We start from the raw sequence: 25,952 nt of genomic DNA, 5'->3' as shown, positions 1-25,952 counted from the left end.
AGATCCAATGAACAATCAAGCATCATCTGAAAGGCGGTATTATCCATGATTACCTGGTCCCCAAAACAAATTCAAGCATTTCAAAAGACTTTACTTGATTGGTATGACCATCACAAACGAGATCTCCCTTGGCGCAAAGATCATGATCCTTATCATGTCTGGATATCAGAAATCATGCTTCAGCAAACTCAAGTTCAGACGGTCATTCCTTATTATTTGAATTTCATGAAGCAATTTCCAACTATCCAGTCGCTGGCAAACGCCGATACACCAAAGTTAATGAAAGCATGGGAAGGCTTGGGATATTACAGTCGTGCCAGAAATTTGCAAAGAGCGGCCCACCAGCTTGTGGATGATTATCAGGGAAAGTGGCCAACAACTGTTGGTGAGCTTCAAGAATTAAGTGGAATTGGTCCATACACGGCTGGCGCAATTGCTAGTATTGCATTTAACCAGCCGGTTGCCGCTGTGGATGGAAATGCATTTCGTGTTTTTGCTCGGCTATTAGAAATTGACGATGATATTGCAAAACCGCAAACCCGAAAAATCTTTGAAAAGATCATTAACCAAATCATTTCCAAAGATCGACCTGGTGATTTTAATCAGGCAATCATGGACTTAGGCGCAGGTTACATGACGGCAACGAACTATGATACGAGTCAATCACCAGTCAAAGCGTTCAACCAGGCTTACCTAGATGGGGTTGAATCTCAATATCCTGTTAAGACGAAGAAAAAAAGACCAATCCCAGTCAATTACTTTGGATTGGTGATTCATTCCGCAAAGGGTTACTTATTTGAACAACGACCAGCTAAAGGAATCTTAGCGGGCTTTTGGATGTTTCCACTAATTAACCAACAGGAATTAATAAATGATCAACCCAGTTCAAAGCAGGTCTTAACCCAACGGTTGCAGGACAAACTTGCGGCAGATTACCAACTTCAGGTCCGTTTATCAGAAATTGATCATCAGCTGGTTAGTCACACATTTACGCATCAAAAGTGGCAGATCACGTTGCTATCAGGTGAGTTACCAGCAGATTCCGACCTGAGTTTTTTCCCCGGCAAATGGATTCCAACTACGGACTTTGAAACGATGACTTTTTCCAAGGTACAATCAAAAATGTGGTTGAAGTACGAAAGATCAGTCAAAACTCCTTAGAAACGTTCGAGCATCACCTTGTTAATGATCTCGATGCAATTCATCAAGGGCAGCTTTTTGCTTGGTATCAATAATGTGCGTATAAAGCCCGGTTGCCTTTGTTGACGTTTGGCCTAGTTGAGTTGCAACCAAGTGCTCATTGTTTGTTTCAAGATAAAGCTTAGATGCTAATGTATGTCTTAATTTATGGGGAGTGATTCTCACATGGTTAAATGCCTGAGAGTACTTTGCAACTAATAACTCGATCGTGGCTGTGGAAATCCGACGCGGATGGTGCTCCCCCTTTGTAAGAAAGAGGGCAGGGGTGGCCTTTGTTGCGAGATAACGATTAGTGCGAATCGATAAATATGGCTCAATATAAGGTAACACCCAGTCTGCAATTGGCACGGCATCTCGTTTGCCGCCTTTACGAATAACTGAAATAATTGCTTTCTTTAAGTTTAGATCACTCAGATTTGAATTTGTTAATTCTGATACTCGAATACCGGTTCCCAACATTAAGGCATTGATCGCCACATCACGTTCACGGTCGCGTTCATACATCTTCAACAGCCGTTTGCCGCGGAGTTGTTTGGGATAGCGATTCTGAATGAAATCCAAATAATCAACATCCGCGTTGCCAAGCATCAACTTGTCTTTAATATTATGGGCACGAGTCTGGTATGTTTCACTATCTGGTATTAAAGCAATCTTTTTCATGACATTTCTGTAAAAATAAGGCTCACCATTCTCATTTTCTGATTCCTCCGTTAAGTAGCGAAAAAGGGCACTCAGCGCATTTAGAGAGCGGTTAATTGTCTGATGAGAAAGTGTTCCCTGAGGTTTGTTAGCACTTTGTTTGCCACGATTCAGCAAAAATGCCTTATAAAGCTCCATATCTTGTTTTGAAAGATGTTCTAACTCAGTAAGAGAAATGTTATTAATGGCAGAAGCGTCCGTAATATTAGTATCAATCATCCAAGTAAAAAATCGCTTAAACTCATTGAGATATTGATAGAGAGTAGCTGGTGACAGTGGAACGGTGGACTTTTCAAGATAGTAATCCTGAACGTAAGATGGCATTAGTTGACTGAGTTGTTCGTTATTGGAAATATAATTTTCTTTTTTCATGTAAAATCACCTTAAAATAAGCATTAATTAATTCGAAATATGGTTAGAAATTAAGAGGTACCTACTTTTGTTGAGATAGATAACTTAATAAAATATTGGTTTTATTAAGTTATATTTTACCATATAATTGTTTTCACATCCTTAAAAAACGAGAGGAAATTAGTGACAGTCCAGGGTAATTTTCTGACACAATTCGGTGTGAAATAAGCGTATTTTCCGTTAACCTATTTTAAAATAGCTTAGCTCAGAAAACCATCAAGCGAGGCGTATTTACACAACTCCTTAGAAATACCATATTAACGGTTTTGCGGAATGGATCAGAATTTGTAAGTGATTAAGTAATACAGAAGTCTTAATTTGAAGTAACAGGATATCGTAAAAAGCAGCACTATGAATCTTCAAAATAACTTTCTGAAGTATCCGGATATTGCCATACTAATAAAAATGGTAGCATTAAGCGCTCAAGGCTGTTAAACGGCATTTTACCAAATATCGTGTTAAGGAAACGTGTTGAGCGTCATGCTTTAACAATGAAGACAGATAATTGATCAACAAGTTTTTGTGAACTTTGCTGAGTCTGTAGCTGACTTTCTGCAAGTCTTAACAATTGAGAACGTGATGTTTAACCAGTTTAACGGAAAGACAGATATGATCAATAACTGCTAAGTAGAAATGAATGATTAGGCCTGTATCGACCATATTTTTTAAATTTAGCTACTTCGTATAATATATATTATGTAAAGTAAAAAAAGAAAAAAGCCCATCACACAATTTAAACGCTCACCTATTGCATAACTAGCTTCTTTTTTGCAACTTGAATTAACTCAATTTGTCTTTAAACAAATTAAACGTATCAATCAACTGCTTGGTTTCTTTCACGTCATGAACCCGAATGACACGACCGCCAAGTTGTATCATAAAGGATTCAAACAGCAACGTCGGAATTAAGCGATCAGATAATTCCAAGTCGAATAATCGCTTTGCAAAACTCTTTCTGGAAATGGCAACCATCACTGGCGTGTTAAAACTCGCAAACCGTTTTGTTGCTTTCATTTTGATGGTATCAAATTCTAATGTATTGTGATTAGAGAAACCGACACCTGGATCAATCACAATTTCCGACTTCCTCAGACCAACTTCTTGAAGTCGATCGATAGAATCTTGGAAAAAATCTGTCATTGTTGTTACCAAAGTATCCGGTTGCTCATCAAAGTTTCGACCATTGAACATGGTGACAACTGACGGATGATATTGCTGAACCAATTGGAGCTTTTTATTGGAATTAAAACCATCGATGTCATTAATGATCTGAATACCAGATTTTAATCCACGTTCGATTACTTCATCGGTATTTGAATCTAGTGCCAACACAATCTTAGGAAATTTTTGCTGAATGGCTGTCAAATAAGGTTCAATTCTCCCCCATTCTTCGTCTGCACTAATATCATCAAAATGTGGTTTGGAAGACTTGCCACCAAGTTCAAAAATCGAAGCGCCGTACCTGATCTCTGTTTCAATTCGATCCAATACCTTATCAACACTTGAATTTACCCCACCGTCATAAAAGGAATCCGGGGTTAAATTCAAAATGGAATAAATGATTGGCGATTTTGTCAGATTAAAGTCAAAGTTGTTGCCTGTAAAGTGATGATCAGCTTGTTTTGTCATGGGTGTTATCCTCCAAACTTTTGATGTAGGTTCTGATTGGGTTTAACAAATAAAAGGATCCAACAACTAAATCTAATGAGCCACTTTGGATTTTTGCAGCATTAATGGCATCAATTGGATCTTTAATCACTGGATATTTGATGTGCGTTGTGTTATAAAACGTTTGCCGTAATTGCTCGCCTGACAATTTTCTAGAATCATTAGCTGGTTCAGAGATAATGAAAGTGGCATGTTTGATCCTCGACAATTGATCGACTGAATCCTGATAATCCTTATCCTTTAAAAAACCAACAACGATGACTTTTTTTAAGCTTTCAAAATTTGTATTGACACTGTCGACGAATGATCTAATGCCGTCTAAATTATGCGCACCGTCAACAATCATCACTGGTGACTCATTGATCATTTCAAAACGACCTGGAATACTTATTTGGCTCAAGGAGTGTTCCAATATTTCGTCAATCGTTAAAGTTGTGTTAGCTGACTGGAAAAAATTAATCAACCAGGTTAAAACTGTTCGAAGATTTTCGAGTTGGTAATCAGCTATTAAGCCAAATTTAAATGTCCCAGCTAATTTTGTCGTCTGATAATCGATGATAAGTTGACTATTCAATTTTTGATATTTGACATTGACAAAGCGACCAGCATCAATCACTTTAGCACCTTTGGACCTGGCTTCTTCGCGAATAATCCGGTTAACAGCATCAGAATGTTGCGGCGCAATAATGGTCGTATTGCCAGGCCGCATGATCTTCGACTTGGTTGCAGTAATTTTTTCAATCGTACTACCCAAAATGCCAACGTGATCCAAACCAATTTCTGTAAAAATCGAGTATTGAGTTGTGGTGACGGCGTTGGTTGCATCTAATTCACCACCTAGGCCGCATTCAAGCACCACATAATCAACTGACTGGTTAGAAAAATACAGCATCGCAATGAGGAACAATGCTTCAAAATCGGACAACTCATTGTTTGCAAACTGCGGTGTAACCATCATATTTTTCACTAAACCAGTTAATCCAGCCAATTGGGATTGGCTAATTGATTGACTGTTAATTTGGATGCTATTTGTTTGATCACCAATGAAAGGACTGGTGAATAACCCTACCTTTTGACCCATAGTCTCCAAACAGGCGGCAATCATCATGGAGGTTGACCCTTTGCCATTAGTCCCACAAACGTGGATGATTGAAAAATCTTGATCCGGATTTCCAAGTTTCGTTAGGATTCGCTTCAGAAGCGTAATCCGATCACCTTGATCGTATAAAAAAGAAGCAAATTTTGTGTCTGCCATTTTAGTTTACCTCAATTGAGCTCAAAAATTCGTTTTGCAGTGGTGCGTTATCATCAAAATCACCATCAAACCGGACTGTTCTTGTTGTTGAGCCGGATTTCTTAACTCCCCGCATTTCAACACACATGTGGCGGGCATCAATCACGACTGCGACTCCTTTAGGTGACAGAATTTGATTCAGTTGATCAAGAATATCATCCGTTACTTGTTCTTGCAATGTTAACTTGTGTGATACAAAATCAACTAGTCTGGGGATCTTACTCAGTCCAATAATGGTTCCGTTATTTGGAACGTAAGCCACATTAACGGTCCCAAAAAATGGCATCAGGTGATGCTCACACATTGAATAAAATGGAATGTGGTTCATGATCACCATTTTAGACTTGCCAGATTCTTCAGAATGGAACAATTTATAATCTGAAAAATCTTTCAATCCTACTGAAGAAAAGATTTCGCTATACATACGACTCACCCGATTAGGTGTCTCAACGAGCCCGTCACGTTGTGGATCGTCTCCAATTGCTGCCAGAATATCGGTAATTGCTTTTTCAATGGTATCTTGACTATTATCAGTATCTGGAACTTTGGTTAATCGTTGCTCTTGGGAATCAAGCTTTGAAATAGCTGTATTGATTTGTTCGTAGTACGGGAATGTCCGTTGGATTAATTGTTTAACTGGAACAAGCACAAATTTTCGGTTAAATGTTTCTGGGTGAGGAATCTGTAAATCGTCACTATTGATCACTTGGTTTCCATAAAAGATAATATCAATATCTAACGTCCGGGGTCCCCAATGAACTTTTCGTGTTCGCCGAAGACTCTTTTCAATGGTGTGAATCACACTTAATAATGATTCTGGATCAAGATTAGTGGTGATTTTCACCGCCGTATTAATAAACGATCGCTGAGAAACATTACCAACTGGTGATGTTTCATAGTAGCTTGCGACATCGTCAATGATAATTTGGGAATTATTGCCAAGCATTTGAATCGCGTTATTAATATAACGTTGCCGATTACCAATGTTACTTCCCAGACTTAAATAAACTTCTTCCATCATTAATCCTCCATTTCAATTTCAACACTGTCTAGGACGCCATCAATCGGCAGCCCAAGTTTTCTGATTCTAACAGTTGTTTTTCCGATTCGGGGATCCAATGTCTTAATTTGGATGATGATCATCTGAGCCAGAGTTTCGATTAGTTTAACGTGCTGATTGGTGACAATGGTTTGCACCTTTTGATAAAAGTCGCCGTAAGAAACAGTCGTTGCCAACTCATCGTGCTTGGGGTCCGCCTCAATTTGCGTAATCAAATCAATCTGAAGTGATTGCCCCACCACCTGCTCTTCTGGTAAAACACCAATATGTGAATGAAACGCCATATTATTTAACTTGATTGTGTACATTATTCGACTCCTTTTTTATAAATATCATAGGACAAAAAGACGGCCCACAAGTACAACGTTAAACGTGTACTGTGTGTCGTCACGGTAATCAATTTAAGAGGCGATTTTTAATCATCTCAAATGATTTCGAATTCATAATAAAGTATAAAATTGCGATTTGAATTGGAGTGATAATAACTTCCTTCAATGTTCTCATTGGTAGCAACCCGAAGAAAGGCGTTTTGTAAAGAACCGTTAGCCAAAATGTATTCAAGACCGCATTCACAAGGACAGCAATGATCAGCTGAGACACAATAACACGTTTCCAAGTGATTTCCTTGTTGTAGAAAAAGAAACCATAAATGGCCGCTCCCAAAATAGCAGAAACAGTGAAACCAGGAAAGTATGGACTGCCAGAAATAAGCGTCCCAATAATATCACCCAATGCTGCCGTCGTTGAAGACCACAATGGTCCATATAAGTAACTGGTGATTGCAACTACGATAAAGCCAAAGCTCAGTCTCATAAATTGGGTTCCAACCGTAAATCGACCCAATATCAGCGCAAGTGCCATTAAGACACCTAACACGACAACATCCAATGTTCTGAGCTTCCTAAAACCTAGTGATAATGACTTCATAATGCTGACATCTCCTCTAAAGGAGCTCACCACTATTTAGAATGTCTAAATAAGCTGGTGAATGCGGAAACAACACCGCAGTTAAAGAACAAGTCGAAGCTCTTTAGCTTTCGTTCGAAGTTCACATTCCGTTCCTTCGACACTTAACGCATTGAATCCTACCCCAATATTTAATTATGTAACTATTAAAGCTTATCATATTCAAATAAAAAAGCAATCACTTAGCCGGATTTTACCGAACGTTTAGTGATTATCCCAAATTATTGTTTCGTTTTTATAACTGATCCTGATCAAAATCACGAAGCCATGCAAGTGCCAGTGCTTTGTCTCCCAGATGGGTTCCGATGGTTGGACCAAAATAACTTTGCTCAATTTTCATATCCGGATAAAGTTCGTGAATTTTGTTTGCCCATTCATTTCCCGCTTTAGGATCATTCCCATTAATGACAAAAGCACGCAACGGATAAGTTGCCCGCTGTTGAGCCTGTGCAAACAACTCTTCAACCCTCTTGAGCGCTTTCTTTCGAGATCGAATTTTTTCGAAAGCCACAATTTCATTACTCTTATCGTCAAACGTGAGTAATGGCTTAATTTTAAGAATTCCCCCAATAAATGCGGATGCATTAGATAAGCGTCCACCACGAACAAGATTCTGAAGGTCATCAACTACAAACAACTCGTCGATTGTTGACCGTAAATCGTCCAAATAATGGATGATCTGTTCAGGGGTCCTTCCCAAACTAGCCATCTTACTAGCTTGAATCGCAAGATACCCCATCAACTTGACAGTGATTTTAGAATCATAAGGGATCACCTTAATTTTATCGATCGAAGGGGCCACCTGTTCCAATGAATTATAAAAGCCCGATATTGTGCTGGCTAAATGGATACTAATAACAGTATCATAGCCTTCATCTGCTAGCTTCTCGTACAGTTCAATCATTTCACCAACTGGTGGTTGAGAGGTGCTTGGAAAGGAATGAGACGTTTTTAATTTTCCATAGAAGGCCTCAGTAGTGATATCGTCGCCTTCCTTGTACTCCTTACCATCAATAATGACTGGAATTGGAACCACTGTTATATGGTATTTTCGTTGTTCTGCTTCAGTAAGGTACGCAGTACTATCAGTTACAATAGCAATCTTCATTCAATCCACCTGCTCATAATTATATTCTGCCAAGACTCTGTTCCAACCGATTGATCAAAATCTTCAATAAATTCTTCTCTTCATCGGTCCAGTGACTAAAAATTTGATCTGTAAGAGCATTAAGCTTGGTTTTGACGTATGTACTCGATTCGATGCCTTGGTGGGTAACATTATAGATTAATTGACGTTTATCCTTACCCACGGCTGTCTTTTCTAACATGTCTTTTTCAACGAGGCGCTTTAACTGGCGGGACAGGGTTGAAATGTCCAATTGGGTTGTTGCCGACAAAGCTTCTTGAGTGGTATGACCATCAATGACCTGATCCAGTAACTTCCATTCCGAAATTGTGAGCCCCGTTGCTTTGGTGATCGCAAATAATTGCGCTTTATGGTTTTTGGCAGCAGAATTAAGTGCTGGAAGAATATCCTTCATGATGACAATACCTCCGAAAAAATAGTATACGCTAAATAATTATGACTTACAAATGAACAACAGGCTTCGCATCAAGGCGTGAAGTGCGCTATACTAATAGATGCTACCTATATGAAAGTGAGTGATAAGATGTCATTTGATGGTTCTTTTACCCATTCCATGAGAAACGAATTAGCTTCAATTTTGAAGACTGGAAGGGTAAGTAAAATAAATCAACCCTATCCAAATGAATTAATATTAACAATTCGTGCCCAAAGTAAAAATCAACAATTATTGCTGTCTGCTAATCCAACCTATGCACGGGTTCAATTAACTAAAATTCCCTATTCAAACCCAAGTGTTCCAAGTAATTTTACGATGATTATGAGAAAACATCTGAGTGGTGCAATTTTGACCGATGTTCAGCAATTAGACAACGATCGGGTCCTCAAATTTCTGTTCACCTCAAGAAATGAACTCGGGGATCAAACCGAACTGTGTTTAAATGTCGAAATTATGGCCAGACACAGTAACATTATTTTAGTTGATCAAAAAACCAGCAAGGTCATCGATGCTATTAAGCATGTTGGTTCAGATGTGAACCGGTATCGGATTTTGTTACCAGGAGCTACTTACATTAATCCACCAAAGCAAGACGTACAAAATCCATTTACAAAGACAAGCTTTACTGATATTGATCAACTAATTGAAGAATTTCCAAATATTCAGGTTCTCGCAGATAATGTTCGAAAAATGATTCAGGGATTGGGTAAAGACACATCCTTGGCACTAGCAAGTTATTTGCACAAATCCGATCAAACGGAAACTAATTTCAAGAACTTTTTTAGTCAATTTGATGAGTCAAAGCCGACGTTGAGCAATATTGCTAATAACAAGCTTAATTTTACCGCATTTCCGTATCCAGATACAGCAAAAAATACTTTTTATTCGACGCTTAGCGAATTATTGGATGCCTATTACGCAGAAAAAGCGCAACGGGATCGAGTTCGTGAACAAGGGGCCGTTTTAATTCAAGTCGTTAAAAAACAGCTCAAAAAAAATCGAACGAAACTTAAACGATTAACTCGGGATATGGCTGAAACTGAGAATGCAGATGCGTTCAAAATTAAAGGTGAAATCTTAACGACGTATCTCAACAAAATCCAACGGGGAATGCAAACAATTGAGCTTCCCAACTATTATGACAACAACGCCATGATCTCAATCAGCCTTTCGAATCAATTGTCTCCTTCAGAAAATGCCCAGCGTTATTTTAAAAAGTATCAAAAATTAAAGAATGCTGTTAAATATTTGAACGAACAGATTAAGTTAACGCAACAAGAAATTGATTATTTTGAAAATATTCAGTCTCAGATTGAACTGGCTAAACCAGAAGACTTAGTAGACATTCGCTACGAATTAGAACAGGGCCACTATCTTCGGGATCATGAACAACATGGTAAGAAGAAAAAAGCCAAGCGCCCAAAGATTAACAAACCAGAGGAATTTGTTTCAACTGATGGTACCGAAATTCTCGTCGGGAAAAATAATCTCCAAAACGAACGTTTGACCATGCATACTGCTGACAAACGGGAAACATGGCTTCATACGAAGAATATTCCCGGCTCTCATGTGATTGTCCGAAGCTTTAATCCATCCGAGCAAACCTTGACCGAGGCTGCCAATTTAGCAGCGTATTTCTCAAAAGCTCGTGACTCAGCTAAGGTTCCTGTCGATTATACAAAGGTTAAGCATATTAGAAAGCCGAATGGCGCAAAACCCGGCTTCGTTATTTATGATAGTCAGCAAACGTTATTCATTGATCCTTCAGAAGACATCGTTAATAAACTTAGAAAATAATTCAGGATAACATAGTGGCTGAACCAGATGGAAATTGTCTGGTTCAGCCACTATTTGCTATATACAATTGATTGACTATTCAAAATTTTTAAATGATAAAGATGCGCCAACCTCCTGTTTCGTGGTTCCCTCTTGACGATTAGACTGGAGTTCTTTAAATGGGAACTTGGCAGTCATAATTGAATAACGCTTATGCTCAGCCGGTCGTAACTGTTCCCTCAAAGATGCCATATCAAGCAGCCCAAGATATTTTCGAACCAATACATTAATCCAGTTAACCCCTGTCGTCTTAGTTAAAAAAGCTGTTTCAGTAATTCGAACGGGCCGAATCCCTGTGCATGTGTACTCAGATCCTGATTGATCAAATAATACTTGTACGAGGCCCTGCCATTCAGTTGGATCCACTGAACTAATCGCCTGCTTAATCAATGACTGTTCATCAGTTTCCCAGTGACTCATGGGTTCTTGATAATCATTAATATGATGGAGATCCATCCGATTGTTATGGTTGAAAAACGAAAGCGTCGTGACAGGAATAATTTCGTCGTCCTGAATGAACAGATCAACTGCCGCTGTCGCTTCTTGTTCTTTGTATATGGCAACCTTTTGATCTGGCGGCAAAACGACCATATTTAAGCCAGTGAACTGTTTTAACTGTTTTGAAAGATAATGCCGATTTCCTGGTAGGAAAACCACGTCAGGCTGATCAACATTAATAATATTCAAAATGTTTCCCAATTGGATCGGCTCAATGTATTGCTTGTCACTCAACTGAGGCGTAAGTGAAACTGCATTGGGATTGGTATTCATAATGATTGTTTTGTAACCGGCTTTTTTAAGCGATATAAGGATTTGAGTCGTATAATAATCAGCTGCAGAATTGGGTCCCAACTGGTTGCCACCTCTGCCAATTACTAAGGCTGTTTTGCCGGAAAATGGTTGACTTTCATTTTCAAGTTCATAGCTGCTGTAAAAAATATTGGTTGCTTCTATGAATTCCCCAGCACTTGGTTCGATTTCTTTATAAGTCACTGGTTGCTTGGTATTTCGATTCATTCGAGTGATTTCAGAAATGTTTACATTCCATAGCTCGGCTAGCATACCATCACCAAAACCGTATTTGTGACCAACCTGAACCGAATGCGGCGACATTGGGTTATTAATCACATAGTCCTGAGCCCGTAATAATTGATTGAGCTTATAGAAATAAAAACGATCAATTCGGGTCAGTTCAGATAACTCGTCAATTGAGAAGCCTCTTCTTAGTGCTTCCATTAAGATCAATATTCTGCTGGCCAACGGGTGAATTAATTGATTGATCACATCATCGTCATCAACTTTAGACACACTCGGAAGAATATCCCTTGGTGAAAACTGGGAGCTATGCATGGACTTGATAATCGCTTCCTCAACGGTTCTGCCAACCCCGATTGTCGACCCTACCGATTTCATTAGGGTATTGAGATGTTGATCAACGTCATTGATATCCCTAAATGGCCAGAGAGGAATTCTAACCAGTACGTGATCCATCGTTGGTTCCATGAATGGAAGATATTTGCTATATTTCGTAGGCAGTTTAATCTCTGTGAAAGTATAGCCTAATTCCAAAAAGCTTGAAACGTAGGTTAATGGATAACCGGTTGCCTTAGCTGCCAACAAAGTATTCCGAGTAAAGAAAGGGCTAACTTTGGTGACAAAATAATTTGAATCCGTTCTACTCTGGGCAAATTGGACATGACAAGTTCCCGTCACATTAAGCGCATCCATAATTCGAAAAGTAGCTGTTCGCAGTGCTTGATATTCTTCGTTAATTAATGTCTGGGTTGGGGCAAAAATGATTGAATCACCAGAATGAATTCCAATTGGATCCATGTCTTCCAAACCAGTAATCAACATTTTATTTCCGTTGGTATCCCGAACACCAACCATTTCAATTTCTTTATAACCAACAATACTTTGTTCAATCGAACAGCGTTTAATATAAGTTCGTTTAAAGCTCACGTCTAGGGCATCTTCTAGTTCATCGGTATTGTTACAAATGAACCGGCTGGTATCATGGCTAGCTGAAATTGGCTTTACAATAACTGGGAAGCCGACTTCGCGGACAAAATCCATTGCTTCACTATCGTCAGCGACAATTTTGGAAGCAATCACTTTCTCACTGATTTCGGTCAGCAAATCTCGTAATTTCTGATTATCGATGACTTTACGCAAATCTGCTGGCTTAATGCCAAGCAATGTCACGTTATTGGCACTTAACACGCCACTTTCTGACAACTGCCAGGCAATTTGCATCGCATTTAACCCACCCGTCGTGGCCATAATTGCATCCGGCTGTTCCTTCTCAATAATGTTCACAACATTTTTGAAATTGACCTGCTGAACATAAACGTTGGCAGGCTGAATTTCTTCACTAGTGACCGAGAACGGATTATCATCGACATAAATAATTTGAGCACCCGTTTTTCGCAGGGCAATTAATCGCTCAAAAGCGGCCGCATCGAGCTCATTTTCGTGACCAATACTTGTTGGGCCACCACCTAGTAATAGGACTTTATTAAAAACTATTGCCATTGTCGACCCTTCTTCTTTCCATTATTTCCGTGAAGTCATCAAACAAGCCAACACTATCTTTAGGTCCCGGTGCCCCATCAGGTGAAAATTGAACTGAAAAGGCCGGAAAATCACGGTGACGAAGCCCCTGAACCGTACCATTAACTAAATCAATGTGGGTAATAAATAATTTTGCGTGATCAATTGACTTGGGATCAACCGCATATCCTTGTTCCTGACCGGAATAAAAGATTTCATTTGTGATAATTTCACGAATTGGATGGTTGGCCCCGTGATGCTCAACTCTAAGTTGGTAAACACTGGCATCGTTCGCCAAAGCGAATAATTCATGACCCAACCCAATAGCAAATAACGGCGCTTGGCTTTGAACTTCTTCAATCATCTTTAGAACGGACTGTGGCAAATTCGACGGTGCCCCAGGGCCAGTTGATAAAACAATCCCATCTGGATCTAAGTCAAGGATCATCTCACTGGATGCATTCCAAGGCACAACCGTTACGTTGCAATTTCTGCGGGATAGTTCACGCAAAATTCCACTTTTGAGGCCAAAGTCAACCACAACAACGTTATCCCCCTCATCAGGATTGGGATAAGGTTTCGGTGTTGCAACCTGGGCGACTTGTTGATTCGTTAAAACAGTGGCATGCAGCTGATCGAATGCATGATCATCTGCCACGTCAACAATGCTGGCTTTCATATTACCGTATTTCTGGAGTCGGTGACGAAGTTCACGGGTATCTACATCATAAATACCGGGAATCTTATGCTGTTTCAAATAACGATCCAACGAAATTCGCTTAAAGTGGTCAGTTGCCAGATTCTCATATTCACGAACAATCACGCCTTTAGCAGATGGCAAAATGGACTCGTACGCGTTTTGGTCGAGTCCGGTATTGCCAATTGATGATTGGGTAAAAACAATTATTTGGTTGTGGTAAATTTGGTTGGAGATGATTTCCTGGTAGCCATTCATCGTTGAATTGGCAACCAGTTCTCCAGTTGTTGTCGCTAATGAACCGAATGCCTTACCAGGGTACGCAGATCCATCTTCTAATATCAAATATCTTTGCGTCATGCTGACTCCCCATTACTAAGTATCATTTGATGAGTTCAACAGCATCTTTATCATCAATTTCCGATACGTATACTTTGATTTGCTCTTTTTGTGAACTTGGAATGTTTTTACCCACAAAGTCGGCGCGAATTGGCAATTCACGATGACCGCGGTCGACTAAAACTGCGAGATTAATGCTCTTAGGCCTGCCAAGGTCCATAACAGCCGAAAGAGCAGCTCGAACGGTTCTGCCTGTGTATAAAACATCATCGACTAGAATCACCCGCTTGCCTTCAATTGAAAAATCAATCTTATTATTGGACATTTTGACGTCGATACTCATTGAATCGTGTTCAATATCGTCCCGATAATTCGTGATATCGAGTTCACCTACTGGAATGGTGACATTTTCTAATTGTTGCAGCCGGTCGGCAATGCGATTGGCGAGAAAAATCCCCCGCGTTTTGATCCCAATGAGGACGAGGTCTTCAACACCCTTGTTTTTTTCAACAATTTCATATGTGATCCGGGTTAAAGCACGTTGCATCGCCATTTTGTCTAAAATAATTTTTCCCATCATCAAGTGCTCCTTAAATTAGTGTAAGGTTTTATAAACCGAAAAAGCATGTTAGTTTCAGAATATGAGAGCTGAGCCAACTTGTCAAGAATTCAACGCATTATTCAGCCGTAAATGAGCCAAAGTTTTCTCAAAAATCGTTGGAATCGGGGCTGAAAAGACCATTAACTTGTCCGTCACCGGGTGCTCAAATCCCAATTCCTGAGCATGTAAGAACTGACCATTCCCCTTGAGGGTCTTTCGGGGGCCATAAAGTGGGTCGCCGGCAATTGGATGGCCAATATATTTCATATGGACTCTAATCTGGTGAGTTCGACCAGTCTCAAGTTGACAACTGATTAATGTGTAATCTTGAAAACGCTCGAGCACCTTAAAATGGGTAATCGCAGGTCGCCCATCAGCAACAACTGCCTGTTTTTTACGATCTTTAACAGAGCGGCCAATTGGAGCATTGACAACCCCGGAATTTTCATCAATCCGACCGTGAACTAACGCAATGTACTTTCTCAAATTTTTTTGTTTCTTTAATTGTTCCGATAACGCTTGATGAGCTGCGTCGTTTTTGGCGACCATTAACAAACCTGAGGTGTCCTTATCAATTCGGTGAACGATTCCGGGGCGAAACTCCCCGTTAATCGTTGATAATGGACTATGAAACAGTAGTGCGTTGACTAGTGTGTGGTTGGGATGACCCGCTGATGGATGAACGACCATTCCTTGGGGTTTATTGACGACAATGACATCATCATCTTCGTAAATGATATCCAAGGGAATGTTTTCTGGTTCCAAGCTGATTGGTGTGGGTTCAATATCCTCAATGTCAATTTGGTCACCCACTTCTGCATGGTATTTAGGCTTCTTAAGTTGCCCATTGACCTTGATGTGACCATCTTCAATTAATTTTTTTGCCCGAGAGCGACTAATTGTGGTATCAATCTCTGAAACCACTTTATCAAGTCGCCCGGTATGTTCGGTTAATACAACTGTTTTCAACTTATTATCAATCCTCAATTTATTGTTCCCGCAAGATCGCAATTCCTAAAATAATGATTCCAAACGTCAAGAACATATCTGCACAGTTGAAGATCGGAAAGTTAATAAAATCCAGTTGAAACATATCAACAACATGACCATTTAAAATTCTATCGATGACATTACCGGCAGTCCCCGCAAATAAGAGACTTAAGCCGATGCGATAAGGCACATTTTTCCAATAATGAACCAAGAAGTAGCCGATGATCACCACAGCTAACAATGCGATGATGATAAACACTTCCTGGTGGCCTGCCAAAATGCTCCAAGCAGCACCGGTATTATTAATCCGGGTTAGTGAAATCACACCAGGGATAAGCGTAAACGACTGTCCCAGTGCTAAGCTCACTACAACCCAGTGCTTAACAAATTGGTCAACCCCAACTAGCAAAGCAATTCCGATAATATATACGACAGGCAATTTAAAAACTCCTTTAGAACAGTCCAGTAATTCGACCGTTTTCATCAATGTCCATGTCAAGGGCAGCTGGATGACTTGGTAACCCTGGCATTGTTAATATTTTACCAGTAATTGCCACAATAAAGCCAGCCCCTAATTTTAACTGTAAATCTGAAACGTGAATTGTGAAGTTTGTTGGGGCACCCAGCTGTTTGGCATTGTCAGTTAACGAATATTGAGTTTTAGCCATGCAAACAGGCAGGTCACCATAACCCATTTTTTCAATCCGCTTAAGGGCATTTCGGGCTTTAGTTGATAGCTCAACATCAGCGCCGCCATACACATGGGTCACAATGGCTTTCATTTTGTACAGGAGATAGTCGTCACTCGTATACAAAGGCTTAAATTCTGCCGGCTGATCGCAAGCTGTAATCACTTGTTTGGCCAAATCGATAGCGCCTTTACCACCGTCTGCCCAGCTAGTGATGACTTCGCCCTTAACCTTCAATGTATCAGCCACGTAACGCTTTAAGAAATCAATTTCAGCGTCACTATCACTGACAAATTTGTTAATTGCCACGATAACTGGTTTACCGTATTGTTCCATATTCTCTACGTGACGTTTGAGATTAACGGCCCCTGCCTTTAATGCAGCTAAGTTTTCTTCGTTTAGGTCATTTTTGTTCGCACCGCCATTAAGCTTAAGTGCCCGAACGGTTGCAACCACTACAACGCAATCTGGCGACTTTTTAAGTTTTGGTGAAACAATATCCATGAACTTTTCGCCGCCAAGATCTGAACCAAATCCAGCTTCCGTAATTGCATAATCCCCAAAGTGCAAAGCGGCTTGGGTAGCCAAAATGCTGTTACAGCCATGGGCAATATTGGCAAATGGGCCACCGTGAATAAACGCTGGCGTATGCTCAATTGTCTGAACTAAGTTTGGTTTAATGGCATCTTTTAGTAACAACGTCAATGCGCCCTGAACATGTAAATCGGAAACTAACACTGGCTTGCGGTCATATGTATATCCAATTAACATTTTTCCAATTCGCTTTTTGAGATCAGTCAAATCAGTTGCCAGGCATAAAATTGCCATCAACTCACTGGCAACCGTAATATCAAAACCATCTTGCCGAGGGACGCCAGAAGTTCGACCACCCAAGCCGACAACCACCTGACGGAGCTCGCGATCATTAACATCCAAGACCCGTTTCCAAGTGATTTGGCGAGGATCAATATTTAATTGATTCCCGTGCTGAATATGATTGTCAATTAAGGCAGCCAAAGTGTTGTGGGCCTCAGTTAGGGCGTCAAAATCCCCCGTAAAATGCAGGTTAATGTCATCCATTGGGACAACCTGAGCGTAGCCACCCCCGGTTGCACCGCCTTTCATACCCATAACTGGGCCTAGCGAAGGCTCTCGTAACGCAAGGGCAACCTTTTTATGTAATTCTGTAAAGGCATCGCCAAGTCCGATTGTCACTGTTGTTTTTCCTTCTCCAGCAGCGGTTGGATTAATCGAGGTGACTAAAATTAATTTACCATCATTTCGTTCTGTTTTAGGATCGAAATGAACTTTTGCTTTATAATGACCATATTGTTCCAGCTGATCTTCAGTAATACCAAGTTTACCAGCAATTTTGGTGATTGGTTCCATAGATGACTCTTGAGAAATTTCAACATCGCTCTTCATAATGATAACGGCCTCCTAAGCTATTTCACAGAACAATACACAACATTGTGGACGTCTACCAATGGGTAATTAATTCTTTTATTTCAATCACAGAGTTTGCGGGTAAAATAAAACTATAAATCTTTGTCTTGGCAACGAACCCTAGTTGATACTTTGAAGTTTGGACATGTGAGATTTTATCCAAATCGATCACCAACCAATGCGGATTCGTAATCCGGCTCACAACCAATTGGTGATCATAAATCTGGATACTCCGAAAATGAATTTCTGCCCAGGCAGTAAATGCAAATAAGACAAAGAAAAATAGCGTTATCCATTGAAAATGAGTGATTTCCAACCAGATAATGACCCCAATAAAGAAAATGACAAACGTCCAGCTCCAACAAATAATGCTTCCGAGTGGACTTGGTTGGTAAAAGAAGTGTCGTTTTTGAGTTATCATTAATAAAACTCCTTAGAAAGTGTTAGTCATTAATAATGTATAAAATATATAGTGATGCAGCAGTCAACCAGAATAACCAGCATGCCGCCATTGGGATTTTAATCCTCCACGATGGCCAACAAATTCAATTCAAACAACGAATTACCTCTACAAATAATCATGAGGCCGAATTTATTGCCGCAATTAAGGCTTTTGAAAAACTGGCTACTTTAAATCAAGACCCAAATGAATTCGTTTTTTACTACACTGATAGCAAGATCGTCATTGACAGCCTCAACAAGAGTTATGCCAAACATTTTCAAACAGAGGTTGATCACCTGATCGATCTCCAGTCAAAATTTACAACCGTTGTTAACACATGGATTCCCGACAGCCAAAATCACGGGGCCCACTTTCTGGCACAACAAGCTTTACATGCAATTAAAGATTAGTCAGATAGGCACTTACCGGTTTAGTATAGCAGCTAAGGTCTTCGTCCAATTCACCCAAAACAGATTTGGCCAATAGATAACCGATGATCGGGCCAGTTGTTAGTCCTGATGACCCCAAACCACCACCGACAGCAATCGCCGGATTGGTGGGCAATTGACCGAAGAATGGACCAAAATCAGGGGTGTAAGCTCGAGTTCCAACCCGTATATCGACTACCTGCTCTTTGGCCAGACTACTGATAAAGGCCCCAGCATTTGCCAAGAGTTCGTCACGAGCGGTTTTTGTTGGTGTCAGATCAAACTGTTGATCATCCTCATGAGTTGCGCCAATCACTAATTTTCCACCGGCGAAGGGAATAATGTCACTGCTTCCTTCGGGCATCATCACCGGCAGTGTATCCCAAGCTTCCTTGGTATGGACTGAGATCTCAATCAGCTGACCCTTTTGAGGCCGAACTGCTAGGTTTAATCCGAACGGCGCCAACGTCGCTTTCATCCAAGCACCGGTCGCGACAATCGTCCGATCAAAGCTGTCTTGCTTGGAATCACAAGTGATCAGACCGTTTGAATTGAATTTCGCTCGACCATGCACGATTTTGAGGTGATGTGCTTGAGCATTATCTAAGAGCTGATTGACAAATTGTGCGCCATCAATCTTTGCCCCGCCGCTCACAAAGACGCCCTCGGGTGCAGTCGTTAAGAATGGCAGCCTTTCACCTACTTGGATCGCCGAAAGCAGCTGGACTTCTCCCATTGCAGGAGTGATGGCTGCTTTTTCTTTCGCCTCAGTATACAGGGCTTTTAGATCCTCAGAGGACTTTCTGGTCACGATTGTTCCCGTTTGCTCATAAACCTCTGATCCGAGTTGCGCATCATGGACAAGTTCAGGGATCAATTCAGCCCCACGTTTTGCCAAAGCATACCAACGTTTATTACGCCGTTTGGACAACCACGGTGAAATGATTCCCGAAGCCGCTTTGGTTGCCTGACCCTCACCATCATCAAATAACGTCACTTGAACAGAGTCAGCTCCTGTTAGCCTCGTTAAATAAAATGCCGCAGTCGCGCCAATGATCCCGCCACCAATTATCGCTATCTGTTTCAAAAACAAATCACTTCTTCCAACCGAGTCGTTCTTATTTTAACATATTAATTGGATTATTTTTCTTTAAAACTGCTTAAACTGCTTAAATCACGAACTTTCTTTCCCCAGAATTGGAAATAGTCCGTTCTAATAGAACCGTTGTACAACTTTCTGCGCTTAGTTGCTTTTTGACCATAATATTTTTCGAATTCCAAGTCGGAAGTTAGAAAATATTTTGACCAACTTGTTAAAGGTTTAAACGTCTTGCCCATTTGTCGGTAAAGTTCGTGAGCCCGAGTTGCATCACTCATTCGTTGACCATAAGGGGGATTGCCGACAATCACACCATTTACCTTATCTGTTTTGAAATCAGCAACCGCCAACTGTTTGAACTGAATATCATCTAGTAGGCCAACTTCTTCAGCATTTCGCTTTGAAATTTCGATCATATTGCCGTCAATGTCGCTGGCAGAAATATCAAGTTCGGTATCATAATCTGCTTTGGCGTCAGCTTCATCGCGGACGCGTTGAACCATATCTGCATCAATCCATGGCCATTGTTCGCATATAAAGTCCCTGTTAAAGCCAGGAGCAATATTCCGACCAACCAGTGCAGCTTCGATTGGAATTGTCCCAGAACCGCAGAATGGGTCTAAAAACGGCACGTCTGGGTACCAGTTTGTCAGCATGACCAATGCGGCCGCCATATTCTCTTTTAAGGGTGCTTCCCCTTTTTCCACCCGGTATCCTCGCTTGAACAAGCTGGCACCCGTTGTGTTCAATGTTAACATCACATGATCTTTGCTAATGGCGACTTCTAACGGAAATTCAGCCCCCGTTTCTGGTAATCTTGTGTGACGGTGATAAGCGGTACTCAATTCGTTGACAATCGCTTTTTTAACAATCGCTTGTGAGTCAGGAACACTGTGCAGATTGGAGTTTTTTGACCGCCCTTCGACTGGAAAGGCAGCGTCCATCGGCAACATCTTGTCCCAAGCAATGGCAGTCGTTTGTTCAAACAACTCGTCGAAAGTCTGGGCATCAAATTCATCAATCACAATCTTGATCTTATCAGCCGTTCTCAGCCATAAATTGGTTTTAATAATATCTTCTTCTGTGCCTTCAAATCGTGCCCGGCCATTTTCAACTTGGACATCGTAACCAAGATCTCGGAGTTCTTTACCAACCAGTGCCTCAATTCCTGCAGCACAAGTTGCAATTAAATTAAATTTCATTGATGTTCATCTCATTTCTAGTTTTGTGTAACAAAAAAGTGGGAGCAAGCTCCCACCCAACCTGTTTGGTGTAAATCCCTATAAGCCATGTTTTGTGCTTACTTTATCCCAGGACGATAAAGCAAGTAGTAATCATCTATCTGAGAAGTCACAAGGACCTCTCCCCCACACTTGGTTCATTTACCGTGTGTGAAGCTCCCCTACCAAAGTTTGGGTTTCCCGCTCGAGGGGTTTACCGCGTTCCATCAATATAGTTTCCTACATTGTTCGTCACTGTGGCACCTTAGGGAACAAACAGCATAGCAAAGCCTTAGCTGCTTGTTCCGCCGTAACTCAATTAAGAGTCCCCCGGCTTATTTTTTCACCGAGCACGATCACTACAGGCATCTCAGCCTGTGCGAGAATGGACTTTCCTCAGCCGTAATAATACGACCGCAATTACTCAGGATTTACACCAGCTGGTATAAAATTACTTGAAACTAAAGTCTATGGGAATCGTTGGCATTATTGTCTAACTGAGACCCAAATACTCGCCGTTCCAAATTGGATAAACGTTTTAGAATGTCCATATTAGTTGCGCTGGACATTGGCTGGCTGGCAGTAGTAGCCCGACTTGGCGCGACACCAGCAGTTGGAAGTGGTTGAGTACCAGAAACGGCAATCTGCTTGTTCAGTTCATCGACCTGAACCTTAAGCCGTTCATTTTCGTCGCTCAATTCTTGCAATTGCTTATTAAAGGCCTCGTAATCTTTGATTATATTGTCCAAAAAGCTATCGACATCATTGGGATCATAGCCCCGCATCTTTTGTCGAAATTCTTTTTGAAGAATATCTTTCGGAGTATAATTAATGTTTTCCATACTATTGGGTACACCTCATCTTTAATTTGCAACAAACCAATAAAATAATATCATAGTTTAGTTGTCTTGGGAACCATTATTTAAGTTTTCTTGATATTCATCTGCAGCCGCCTGCAAATCATCGAAAGTGATTAATTTGTACGGATACGGATGATTCTCAGCAAATTTTTTAATTTTGTCGAAATCGTATTGGGTCTTTCCTGGATTATCTAAATCATATATCAAGATTGCCTGGTCTGTATGGGTTAACATAAATTCTTGATAATTTCTTAATTGTTCTGGCGAAGTATAGGGCTTTTGACTCACCACGGCAGAAAAATCTACGAGACTTTTAATCTTGGCAAATTTCTCCTGATTAGCCGCGTTCCAATTACTGCCAAATTCCAAAAATGGAAGCATCATCGCGGTTTGAAATTCCCCCGGATAATCTTTCTTCAAATCAGTTCCAACTCTTAACGCCCATTGTTCAACACCAAGCTGGCCACCAGAAATAATCCAGTCAGTTCCATCTATAATTGCTTGAACCAGTTCAGCCTTTAACACTGAATCAATTACTTTTAGTTTAGGATCATCGTCCTTAAAGATCCCTAATTCATAGTTTCGGTAGCCAGTTATCCACAAGCGGCTCAAAGTATCACCCTTACAATAAATTATTTTCATTAATACCCACTCTTGATATAATAACATTATTATGATTATTTTTTCCAAATTTGCAGTACAATGTAACTATTCACAATCAAAAAGGAAGCTTTCAGTTCATGACTATTAGATACCCCAATGGCAATCAATTTTACGAACAACCGGCCTCTACGAATGAACACAACGACGCCATAGATTTTTCAAATCGAGGAATGACGCTAGAAGATGAGATTAATAAAAGCAATACCTATTACCTGAATAATGGAATTGCGGTCATTCACAAGAAGCCGACCCCCATTCAAATTGTTTCGGTGGATTATCCCAAGCGAAGTGCCGCCAGAATTAACGAGGCTTATTTTCGACGCTCTTCAACGACCGACTATAACGGCGTTTACAAAGGCCGCTACATCGACTTTGATGCCAAAGAGACCAAGAATCGGACATCATTTCCTTTAAAGAATTTTCATAAACATCAAGTGGAACATATGAGACAATGTCTAAAGCAACAAGGTATTTGTTTTGCTGTCATCAAATTTGTGAATGACCAATCCGTCTTTGTTCTCAAAGCAACCACGCTGATTGACTACTGGGATAACCAAAATTCAGGAGGTCGAAAATCCATTCCAAGAAAAGTCATCGAAGAAACCGGTTTTTTAGTTCCATACAGAATTAACCCACTGCTTCCCTATTTGCGGGCGGTTGATTCAATCATTGATTAAGATACGAAGGAGAACTCTATGTCACAGAATAGTCCTAAGTCTCGTGCCGAACGTCGACGCGGACGCCAGTTTACCAAGAAAAAAGGACCGTTTAAAAGAATTTTAAAGTATCTTTTAATTTTCTTCGGCCTGATCATTTTGTTCGGTGCAGGTTTGTTTACTTTTTATGCATCCAGTGCCCCACAGATTACCCGTTCTGCCCTTTCAAGTGATAATTCGACCAAGTTTTATGATGCAAATGGTCATGTGATTTCCAGATTAGGAAGTCAAAACCGGGATTACGTTAAATCCAAGAAGATTCCAAAGACGCTGAAGCAAGCTGTCGTTTCAATTGAGGACCGCCGATTTTACAAACATGGTGGTGTCGACCCGATTAGAATTATGGGAGCTGCCATTTCAAACGTCACCGGGTCTTCCCTGGGTCTTCAGGGTGGTAGTACGTTAACCCAACAATTAGTTAAATTATCAGTCTTTTCAACTGCTGCCAGTGACCGAACTTTAAAGCGAAAAGCCCAAGAAGCTTGGCTGGCTATTAAAGTGGAACGACACTACTCCAAGAGTCAAATCTTAGAATTCTATATTAATAAAGTGTATATGGGCAATGGAGTTTACGGGATGCAAACGGCGGCTGAGTTCTATTATAATAAGACTCTTGATCACCTGACATTACCAGAATTTGCCATGTTAGCTGGGATGCCGCAGTCCCCGACCCTATATAATCCGTATAAATATCCAAAATACGCGACTGAACGACGTAACGAAGTCCTCAATGCAATGGTTAAAAATAAAGTAATCACGGAGCAACAGGCCCAGAATGCGAAAAATGTCAGCGTTCAGCGTAACCTGTCAAAAACACATGCCAAAGCCAAAACTTCTGAAAAAACGTCCAAATATATCGATTCTTATCTCAAACAAACAATAGAAGAGCTTCATGATAAAGGCTACAAAACAAATAGTGGCCTGAAAGTTTACACGAATTTAGACTTAAATGCCCAAAAGAAACTGTACAATGTCGCAAATGGTACCTCTTCAGGGATTGTTTATCCAAGTAATCGATTCCAGCTTGGGGCAACCTTAGTCAATCCCAACAATGGTAAAGTTCTTGCCATGCAAGGTGGTAGAAAAATTAAAGTCGCTTTCGGGTTAAACCGAGCCGTTCAAACCGGCCGATCTTCAGGTTCAACTGCCAAGCCAATTATGGATTATGGTCCTGCAATCCAGTACCTCAAGTATCCAACTTATCAACCGGTCAAAGATACCCCATATACTTATGCCGGCTCTGACAAATCTGTGATGGATTTTGATAATAAATACCAAGGAACAATCACGATGCGAAAAGCATTAGTTGAATCGCGGAATATTCCGGCAATCCGTACTTTGGAAAATGTTGGGGTTCCTCGAGCAACTAAATTCCTCAAAAGTTTGGGAATGTCATTCAGTAAGCCGCTTGAACTTCAAAATGGGATTGGCCTGTATATCTCATCAGAACAGTTAGCGGCCTCCTATGCGGCTTTCTCAAACGGTGGCACATATTATAAACCCTACCTAATCCGAAAAGTAACCCAAGTCAATGGCGTTACTCATAAGTATCACAGTCAGGGCAAACGGGCGATGTCCCCCGCCACCGCGTTCATGATCACAAATATGCTCAAAGGGGTTATGACGGATGCGAATGGATCGGGAACTGCCGCAAAAGTCTCTGGTTTATTTGAAGCCGGGAAAACGGGTACCACGCAATACCCTGACGACTACATTAACCAAGTTCCTTCAGATTCGTCCATGGATTCTTGGTTCTCCGGATTTACCAAAAATTATTCACTCGCGATTTGGACTGGGTACGATCATCAATTTAAAGCCAACTCCTATATCTCACCGACTGAAACAACGATTGCCCAGCAGATCTATAAATCAGTTATGGGTTATATTTCACAAGATAAACCAAATACTGATTGGACCAAGCCGGACGATGTTGTGGCAACCACCCGTGGCAGTCAAACTGAATATTATGTTGCCGGCTATCCGGGCACGGTTGCGGACAATAGCTCAAGTCAAACAACCAGCGGCTACACTGTTGACCAAGGCAGTGATTCAAGTAACACCACTGTCACGCAGCCACGAAGTAACGAAAGTTCAGAACGAAGTGACCGGACAACTGAATCGTCTGAAACACCAACAACTCAAGAACCAAGCGGTGATGGCTCTGGAAATGATAATGCCAATTCATCCTCGGCATCTTCAGATTCAAGTACTGACGGTAGTAATGATACCAGCAATAGTACTGATAACAATACAACCCCAGATAATAATAACGGAACTGATACGAACGGAAATCAAACCAATCCATAGAGAAGATTGTCTACGCCAAGTTGCTGTTTGCCTTGGCGTTCTTTTGGCTAAATACGCTCGAATTGGTTCCAACTAATGAAAAGGACAACCATTCCTGTTTTTTGGAGGCTCTTCGTCAACTGTTGTTGGTGAAACTAAATTCGAGTTCTAATCACTTTGTGATTAGGGCTCTTTTTGTTTTGACC

General features: G+C 40.7%; 24 protein-coding genes, 1 other RNA gene and 1 riboswitch. Of the genes, 5 read left to right on the top strand and 20 right to left on the bottom strand.

All coding sequences use genetic code 11. The features are described from left to right. Positions 1-45 precede the first annotated feature (45 nt). Entirely contained in the window at positions 46-1,161 is a 1,116-nt protein-coding gene (gene mutY / locus KTE19_RS03420) for an A/G-specific adenine glycosylase (protein WP_217162995.1), read from the top strand. A 21-nt stretch (positions 1,162-1,182) separates the two neighbouring features. Here mutY and xerS read toward each other — a convergent pair whose 3' ends face one another. The 8 genes from xerS to KTE19_RS03380 all read right to left on the bottom strand — a co-directional run bounded on the left by xerS (position 1,183) and on the right by KTE19_RS03380 (position 8,839). Continuing rightward, the gene (gene xerS, locus KTE19_RS03415) at positions 1,183-2,271 is read right to left on the bottom strand and encodes a tyrosine recombinase XerS (RefSeq protein WP_217341635.1); all 1,089 of its coding nucleotides are present in this window, start codon (positions 2,269-2,271) and stop codon (positions 1,183-1,185) included. 819 nt (positions 2,272-3,090) lie between these two features. Further along, positions 3,091-3,939 (bottom strand): dihydropteroate synthase, encoded by an 849-nt coding sequence (folP, locus tag KTE19_RS03410; protein WP_217341634.1) that lies wholly within the window; start codon positions 3,937-3,939, stop codon positions 3,091-3,093. Then, positions 3,923-5,233: a bifunctional folylpolyglutamate synthase/dihydrofolate synthase gene (locus KTE19_RS03405; RefSeq protein ID WP_217341633.1), complete on the bottom strand. Its 1,311-nt coding sequence runs from the start codon at positions 5,231-5,233 to the stop codon at positions 3,923-3,925. Before KTE19_RS03405 ends, folP begins: the two co-directional genes overlap by 17 nt. Position 5,234: 1 nt before the next feature. Beyond that, entirely contained in the window at positions 5,235-6,293 is a 1,059-nt protein-coding gene (folE, locus tag KTE19_RS03400; protein WP_217341632.1) for a GTP cyclohydrolase I FolE, read from the bottom strand. Then, positions 6,293-6,640 carry a dihydroneopterin aldolase gene (gene folB, locus KTE19_RS03395; protein ID WP_217162986.1) on the bottom strand — a complete coding sequence of 116 codons (348 nt, stop codon included), beginning with the start codon at positions 6,638-6,640 and terminating at the stop codon, positions 6,293-6,295. Before folB ends, folE begins: the two co-directional genes overlap by 1 nt. A gap of 88 nt (positions 6,641-6,728) precedes the next feature. Then, the gene (locus KTE19_RS03390; RefSeq protein WP_217162985.1) at positions 6,729-7,259 is read right to left on the bottom strand and encodes a folate family ECF transporter S component; all 531 of its coding nucleotides are present in this window, start codon (positions 7,257-7,259) and stop codon (positions 6,729-6,731) included. A 53-nt stretch (positions 7,260-7,312) separates the two neighbouring features. Beyond that, positions 7,313-7,427, bottom strand: a riboswitch (THF riboswitch). A gap of 106 nt (positions 7,428-7,533) precedes the next feature. Further along, positions 7,534-8,406 (bottom strand): DegV family protein, encoded by an 873-nt coding sequence (locus KTE19_RS03385; RefSeq protein ID WP_217341631.1) that lies wholly within the window; start codon positions 8,404-8,406, stop codon positions 7,534-7,536. A 19-nt stretch (positions 8,407-8,425) separates the two neighbouring features. Continuing rightward, entirely contained in the window at positions 8,426-8,839 is a 414-nt protein-coding gene (locus KTE19_RS03380) for a MarR family winged helix-turn-helix transcriptional regulator (protein WP_217162980.1), read from the bottom strand. A 129-nt stretch (positions 8,840-8,968) separates the two neighbouring features. Here KTE19_RS03380 and KTE19_RS03375 point away from each other — a divergent pair, with 129 nt between their 5' ends. Continuing rightward, positions 8,969-10,678: an NFACT RNA binding domain-containing protein gene (locus tag KTE19_RS03375; protein WP_217163016.1), complete on the top strand. Its 1,710-nt coding sequence runs from the start codon at positions 8,969-8,971 to the stop codon at positions 10,676-10,678. Positions 10,679-10,753: 75 nt separating this feature from the next. Here KTE19_RS03375 and KTE19_RS03370 read toward each other — a convergent pair whose 3' ends face one another. The 7 genes from KTE19_RS03370 to KTE19_RS03340 form a co-directional block, all read right to left on the bottom strand. Next, entirely contained in the window at positions 10,754-13,252 is a 2,499-nt protein-coding gene (locus KTE19_RS03370) for a carbamoyl phosphate synthase preATP-grasp domain-containing protein (RefSeq protein ID WP_217162977.1), read from the bottom strand. After that, positions 13,236-14,327, bottom strand: a complete 1,092-nt coding sequence (locus KTE19_RS03365) for a carbamoyl phosphate synthase small subunit (RefSeq protein ID WP_217341630.1) — start codon at positions 14,325-14,327, stop codon at positions 13,236-13,238. Before KTE19_RS03365 ends, KTE19_RS03370 begins: the two co-directional genes overlap by 17 nt. 22 nt (positions 14,328-14,349) lie before the next feature. After that, positions 14,350-14,883, bottom strand: coding sequence for a bifunctional pyr operon transcriptional regulator/uracil phosphoribosyltransferase PyrR (gene pyrR / locus KTE19_RS03360; protein WP_054746641.1), 534 nt, complete (start codon positions 14,881-14,883; stop codon positions 14,350-14,352). An 84-nt stretch (positions 14,884-14,967) separates the two neighbouring features. Next, a complete protein-coding gene (locus tag KTE19_RS03355) occupies positions 14,968-15,876 on the bottom strand; it encodes an RluA family pseudouridine synthase (RefSeq protein ID WP_217341629.1) in 909 nt (302 codons plus the stop codon). 19 nt (positions 15,877-15,895) lie between these two features. Next, the gene (gene lspA / locus KTE19_RS03350; RefSeq protein ID WP_217162972.1) at positions 15,896-16,336 is read right to left on the bottom strand and encodes a signal peptidase II; all 441 of its coding nucleotides are present in this window, start codon (positions 16,334-16,336) and stop codon (positions 15,896-15,898) included. A gap of 13 nt (positions 16,337-16,349) precedes the next feature. Then, positions 16,350-18,011 (bottom strand): formate--tetrahydrofolate ligase, encoded by a 1,662-nt coding sequence (locus KTE19_RS03345; RefSeq protein WP_217341628.1) that lies wholly within the window; start codon positions 18,009-18,011, stop codon positions 16,350-16,352. A 55-nt stretch (positions 18,012-18,066) separates the two neighbouring features. Then, on the bottom strand, positions 18,067-18,453 hold the full coding sequence (locus tag KTE19_RS03340) for an EbsA family protein (RefSeq protein WP_217162967.1): 387 nt from the start codon (positions 18,451-18,453) through the stop codon (positions 18,067-18,069). Between the two features lie 35 nt (positions 18,454-18,488). On the opposite strand from KTE19_RS03340, the gene KTE19_RS03335 reads away from it, so the two are divergent. Next, positions 18,489-18,884, top strand: coding sequence for a ribonuclease HI family protein (locus KTE19_RS03335; protein WP_217162964.1), 396 nt, complete (start codon positions 18,489-18,491; stop codon positions 18,882-18,884). On the opposite strand, the gene KTE19_RS03330 is transcribed toward KTE19_RS03335, so the two are convergent. The 5 genes from KTE19_RS03330 to KTE19_RS03310 all read right to left on the bottom strand — a co-directional run bounded on the left by KTE19_RS03330 (position 18,874) and on the right by KTE19_RS03310 (position 22,693). Then, positions 18,874-19,989, bottom strand: coding sequence for an NAD(P)/FAD-dependent oxidoreductase (locus tag KTE19_RS03330; RefSeq protein WP_217341627.1), 1,116 nt, complete (start codon positions 19,987-19,989; stop codon positions 18,874-18,876). The two genes, KTE19_RS03335 and KTE19_RS03330, sit on opposite strands and share 11 nt — an antisense overlap. A gap of 53 nt (positions 19,990-20,042) precedes the next feature. Further along, positions 20,043-21,203 carry a THUMP domain-containing class I SAM-dependent RNA methyltransferase gene (locus KTE19_RS03325; RefSeq protein ID WP_217341626.1) on the bottom strand — a complete coding sequence of 387 codons (1,161 nt, stop codon included), beginning with the start codon at positions 21,201-21,203 and terminating at the stop codon, positions 20,043-20,045. Between the two features lie 76 nt (positions 21,204-21,279). Beyond that, positions 21,280-21,653, bottom strand: an RNA gene (rnpB, locus tag KTE19_RS03320) — RNase P RNA component class B. A 29-nt stretch (positions 21,654-21,682) separates the two neighbouring features. Further along, positions 21,683-22,063 (bottom strand): cell division regulator GpsB, encoded by a 381-nt coding sequence (gene gpsB / locus KTE19_RS03315; protein WP_054746637.1) that lies wholly within the window; start codon positions 22,061-22,063, stop codon positions 21,683-21,685. Between the two features lie 57 nt (positions 22,064-22,120). Continuing rightward, entirely contained in the window at positions 22,121-22,693 is a 573-nt protein-coding gene (locus KTE19_RS03310) for an SLOG family protein (protein WP_217163015.1), read from the bottom strand. 128 nt (positions 22,694-22,821) lie between these two features. Between KTE19_RS03310 and recU the strand changes: the two genes are divergently transcribed. Both recU and KTE19_RS03300 read left to right on the top strand, forming a co-directional pair. Continuing rightward, positions 22,822-23,421 (top strand): Holliday junction resolvase RecU, encoded by a 600-nt coding sequence (gene recU / locus KTE19_RS03305; protein WP_217341625.1) that lies wholly within the window; start codon positions 22,822-22,824, stop codon positions 23,419-23,421. A gap of 18 nt (positions 23,422-23,439) precedes the next feature. Further along, positions 23,440-25,767, top strand: a complete 2,328-nt coding sequence (locus KTE19_RS03300) for a PBP1A family penicillin-binding protein (protein ID WP_217341624.1) — start codon at positions 23,440-23,442, stop codon at positions 25,765-25,767. The last annotated feature ends 185 nt before the right edge of the window (positions 25,768-25,952 follow it).

This window comes from Lentilactobacillus dabitei (genome assembly GCF_019061365.1).
Taxonomy (GTDB): domain Bacteria; phylum Bacillota; class Bacilli; order Lactobacillales; family Lactobacillaceae; genus Lentilactobacillus; species Lentilactobacillus dabitei.
The sequence above is the reverse complement of the archived record's forward strand: the minus strand, read 5'-3'. Positions and strand labels throughout refer to the sequence as shown.

Coding starts and splice junctions, on each gene's coding strand:
- folB (WP_217162986.1), bottom strand. CDS start 6,640: ATGTACACAATCAAGTTAAATAATATGGCGTTTCATTCACATATTGGT.
- KTE19_RS03325 (WP_217341626.1), bottom strand. CDS start 21,203: ATGAAATTTAATTTAATTGCAACTTGTGCTGCAGGAATTGAGGCACTG.
- KTE19_RS03345 (WP_217341628.1), bottom strand. CDS start 18,011: ATGAAGAGCGATGTTGAAATTTCTCAAGAGTCATCTATGGAACCAATC.
- folP (WP_217341634.1), bottom strand. CDS start 3,939: ATGACAAAACAAGCTGATCATCACTTTACAGGCAACAACTTTGACTTT.
- gpsB (WP_054746637.1), bottom strand. CDS start 22,063: ATGGAAAACATTAATTATACTCCGAAAGATATTCTTCAAAAAGAATTT.
- KTE19_RS03340 (WP_217162967.1), bottom strand. CDS start 18,453: ATGATAACTCAAAAACGACACTTCTTTTACCAACCAAGTCCACTCGGA.
- KTE19_RS03300 (WP_217341624.1), top strand. CDS start 23,440: ATGTCACAGAATAGTCCTAAGTCTCGTGCCGAACGTCGACGCGGACGC.
- mutY (WP_217162995.1), top strand. CDS start 46: ATGATTACCTGGTCCCCAAAACAAATTCAAGCATTTCAAAAGACTTTA.
- KTE19_RS03390 (WP_217162985.1), bottom strand. CDS start 7,259: ATGAAGTCATTATCACTAGGTTTTAGGAAGCTCAGAACATTGGATGTT.
- KTE19_RS03370 (WP_217162977.1), bottom strand. CDS start 13,252: ATGGCAATAGTTTTTAATAAAGTCCTATTACTAGGTGGTGGCCCAACA.
- KTE19_RS03380 (WP_217162980.1), bottom strand. CDS start 8,839: ATGAAGGATATTCTTCCAGCACTTAATTCTGCTGCCAAAAACCATAAA.
- KTE19_RS03385 (WP_217341631.1), bottom strand. CDS start 8,406: ATGAAGATTGCTATTGTAACTGATAGTACTGCGTACCTTACTGAAGCA.
- KTE19_RS03365 (WP_217341630.1), bottom strand. CDS start 14,327: ATGACGCAAAGATATTTGATATTAGAAGATGGATCTGCGTACCCTGGT.
- recU (WP_217341625.1), top strand. CDS start 22,822: ATGACTATTAGATACCCCAATGGCAATCAATTTTACGAACAACCGGCC.
- folE (WP_217341632.1), bottom strand. CDS start 6,293: ATGATGGAAGAAGTTTATTTAAGTCTGGGAAGTAACATTGGTAATCGG.
- pyrR (WP_054746641.1), bottom strand. CDS start 14,883: ATGGGAAAAATTATTTTAGACAAAATGGCGATGCAACGTGCTTTAACC.
- KTE19_RS03335 (WP_217162964.1), top strand. CDS start 18,489: ATGTATAAAATATATAGTGATGCAGCAGTCAACCAGAATAACCAGCAT.
- KTE19_RS03405 (WP_217341633.1), bottom strand. CDS start 5,233: ATGGCAGACACAAAATTTGCTTCTTTTTTATACGATCAAGGTGATCGG.
- xerS (WP_217341635.1), bottom strand. CDS start 2,271: ATGAAAAAAGAAAATTATATTTCCAATAACGAACAACTCAGTCAACTA.
- KTE19_RS03375 (WP_217163016.1), top strand. CDS start 8,969: ATGTCATTTGATGGTTCTTTTACCCATTCCATGAGAAACGAATTAGCT.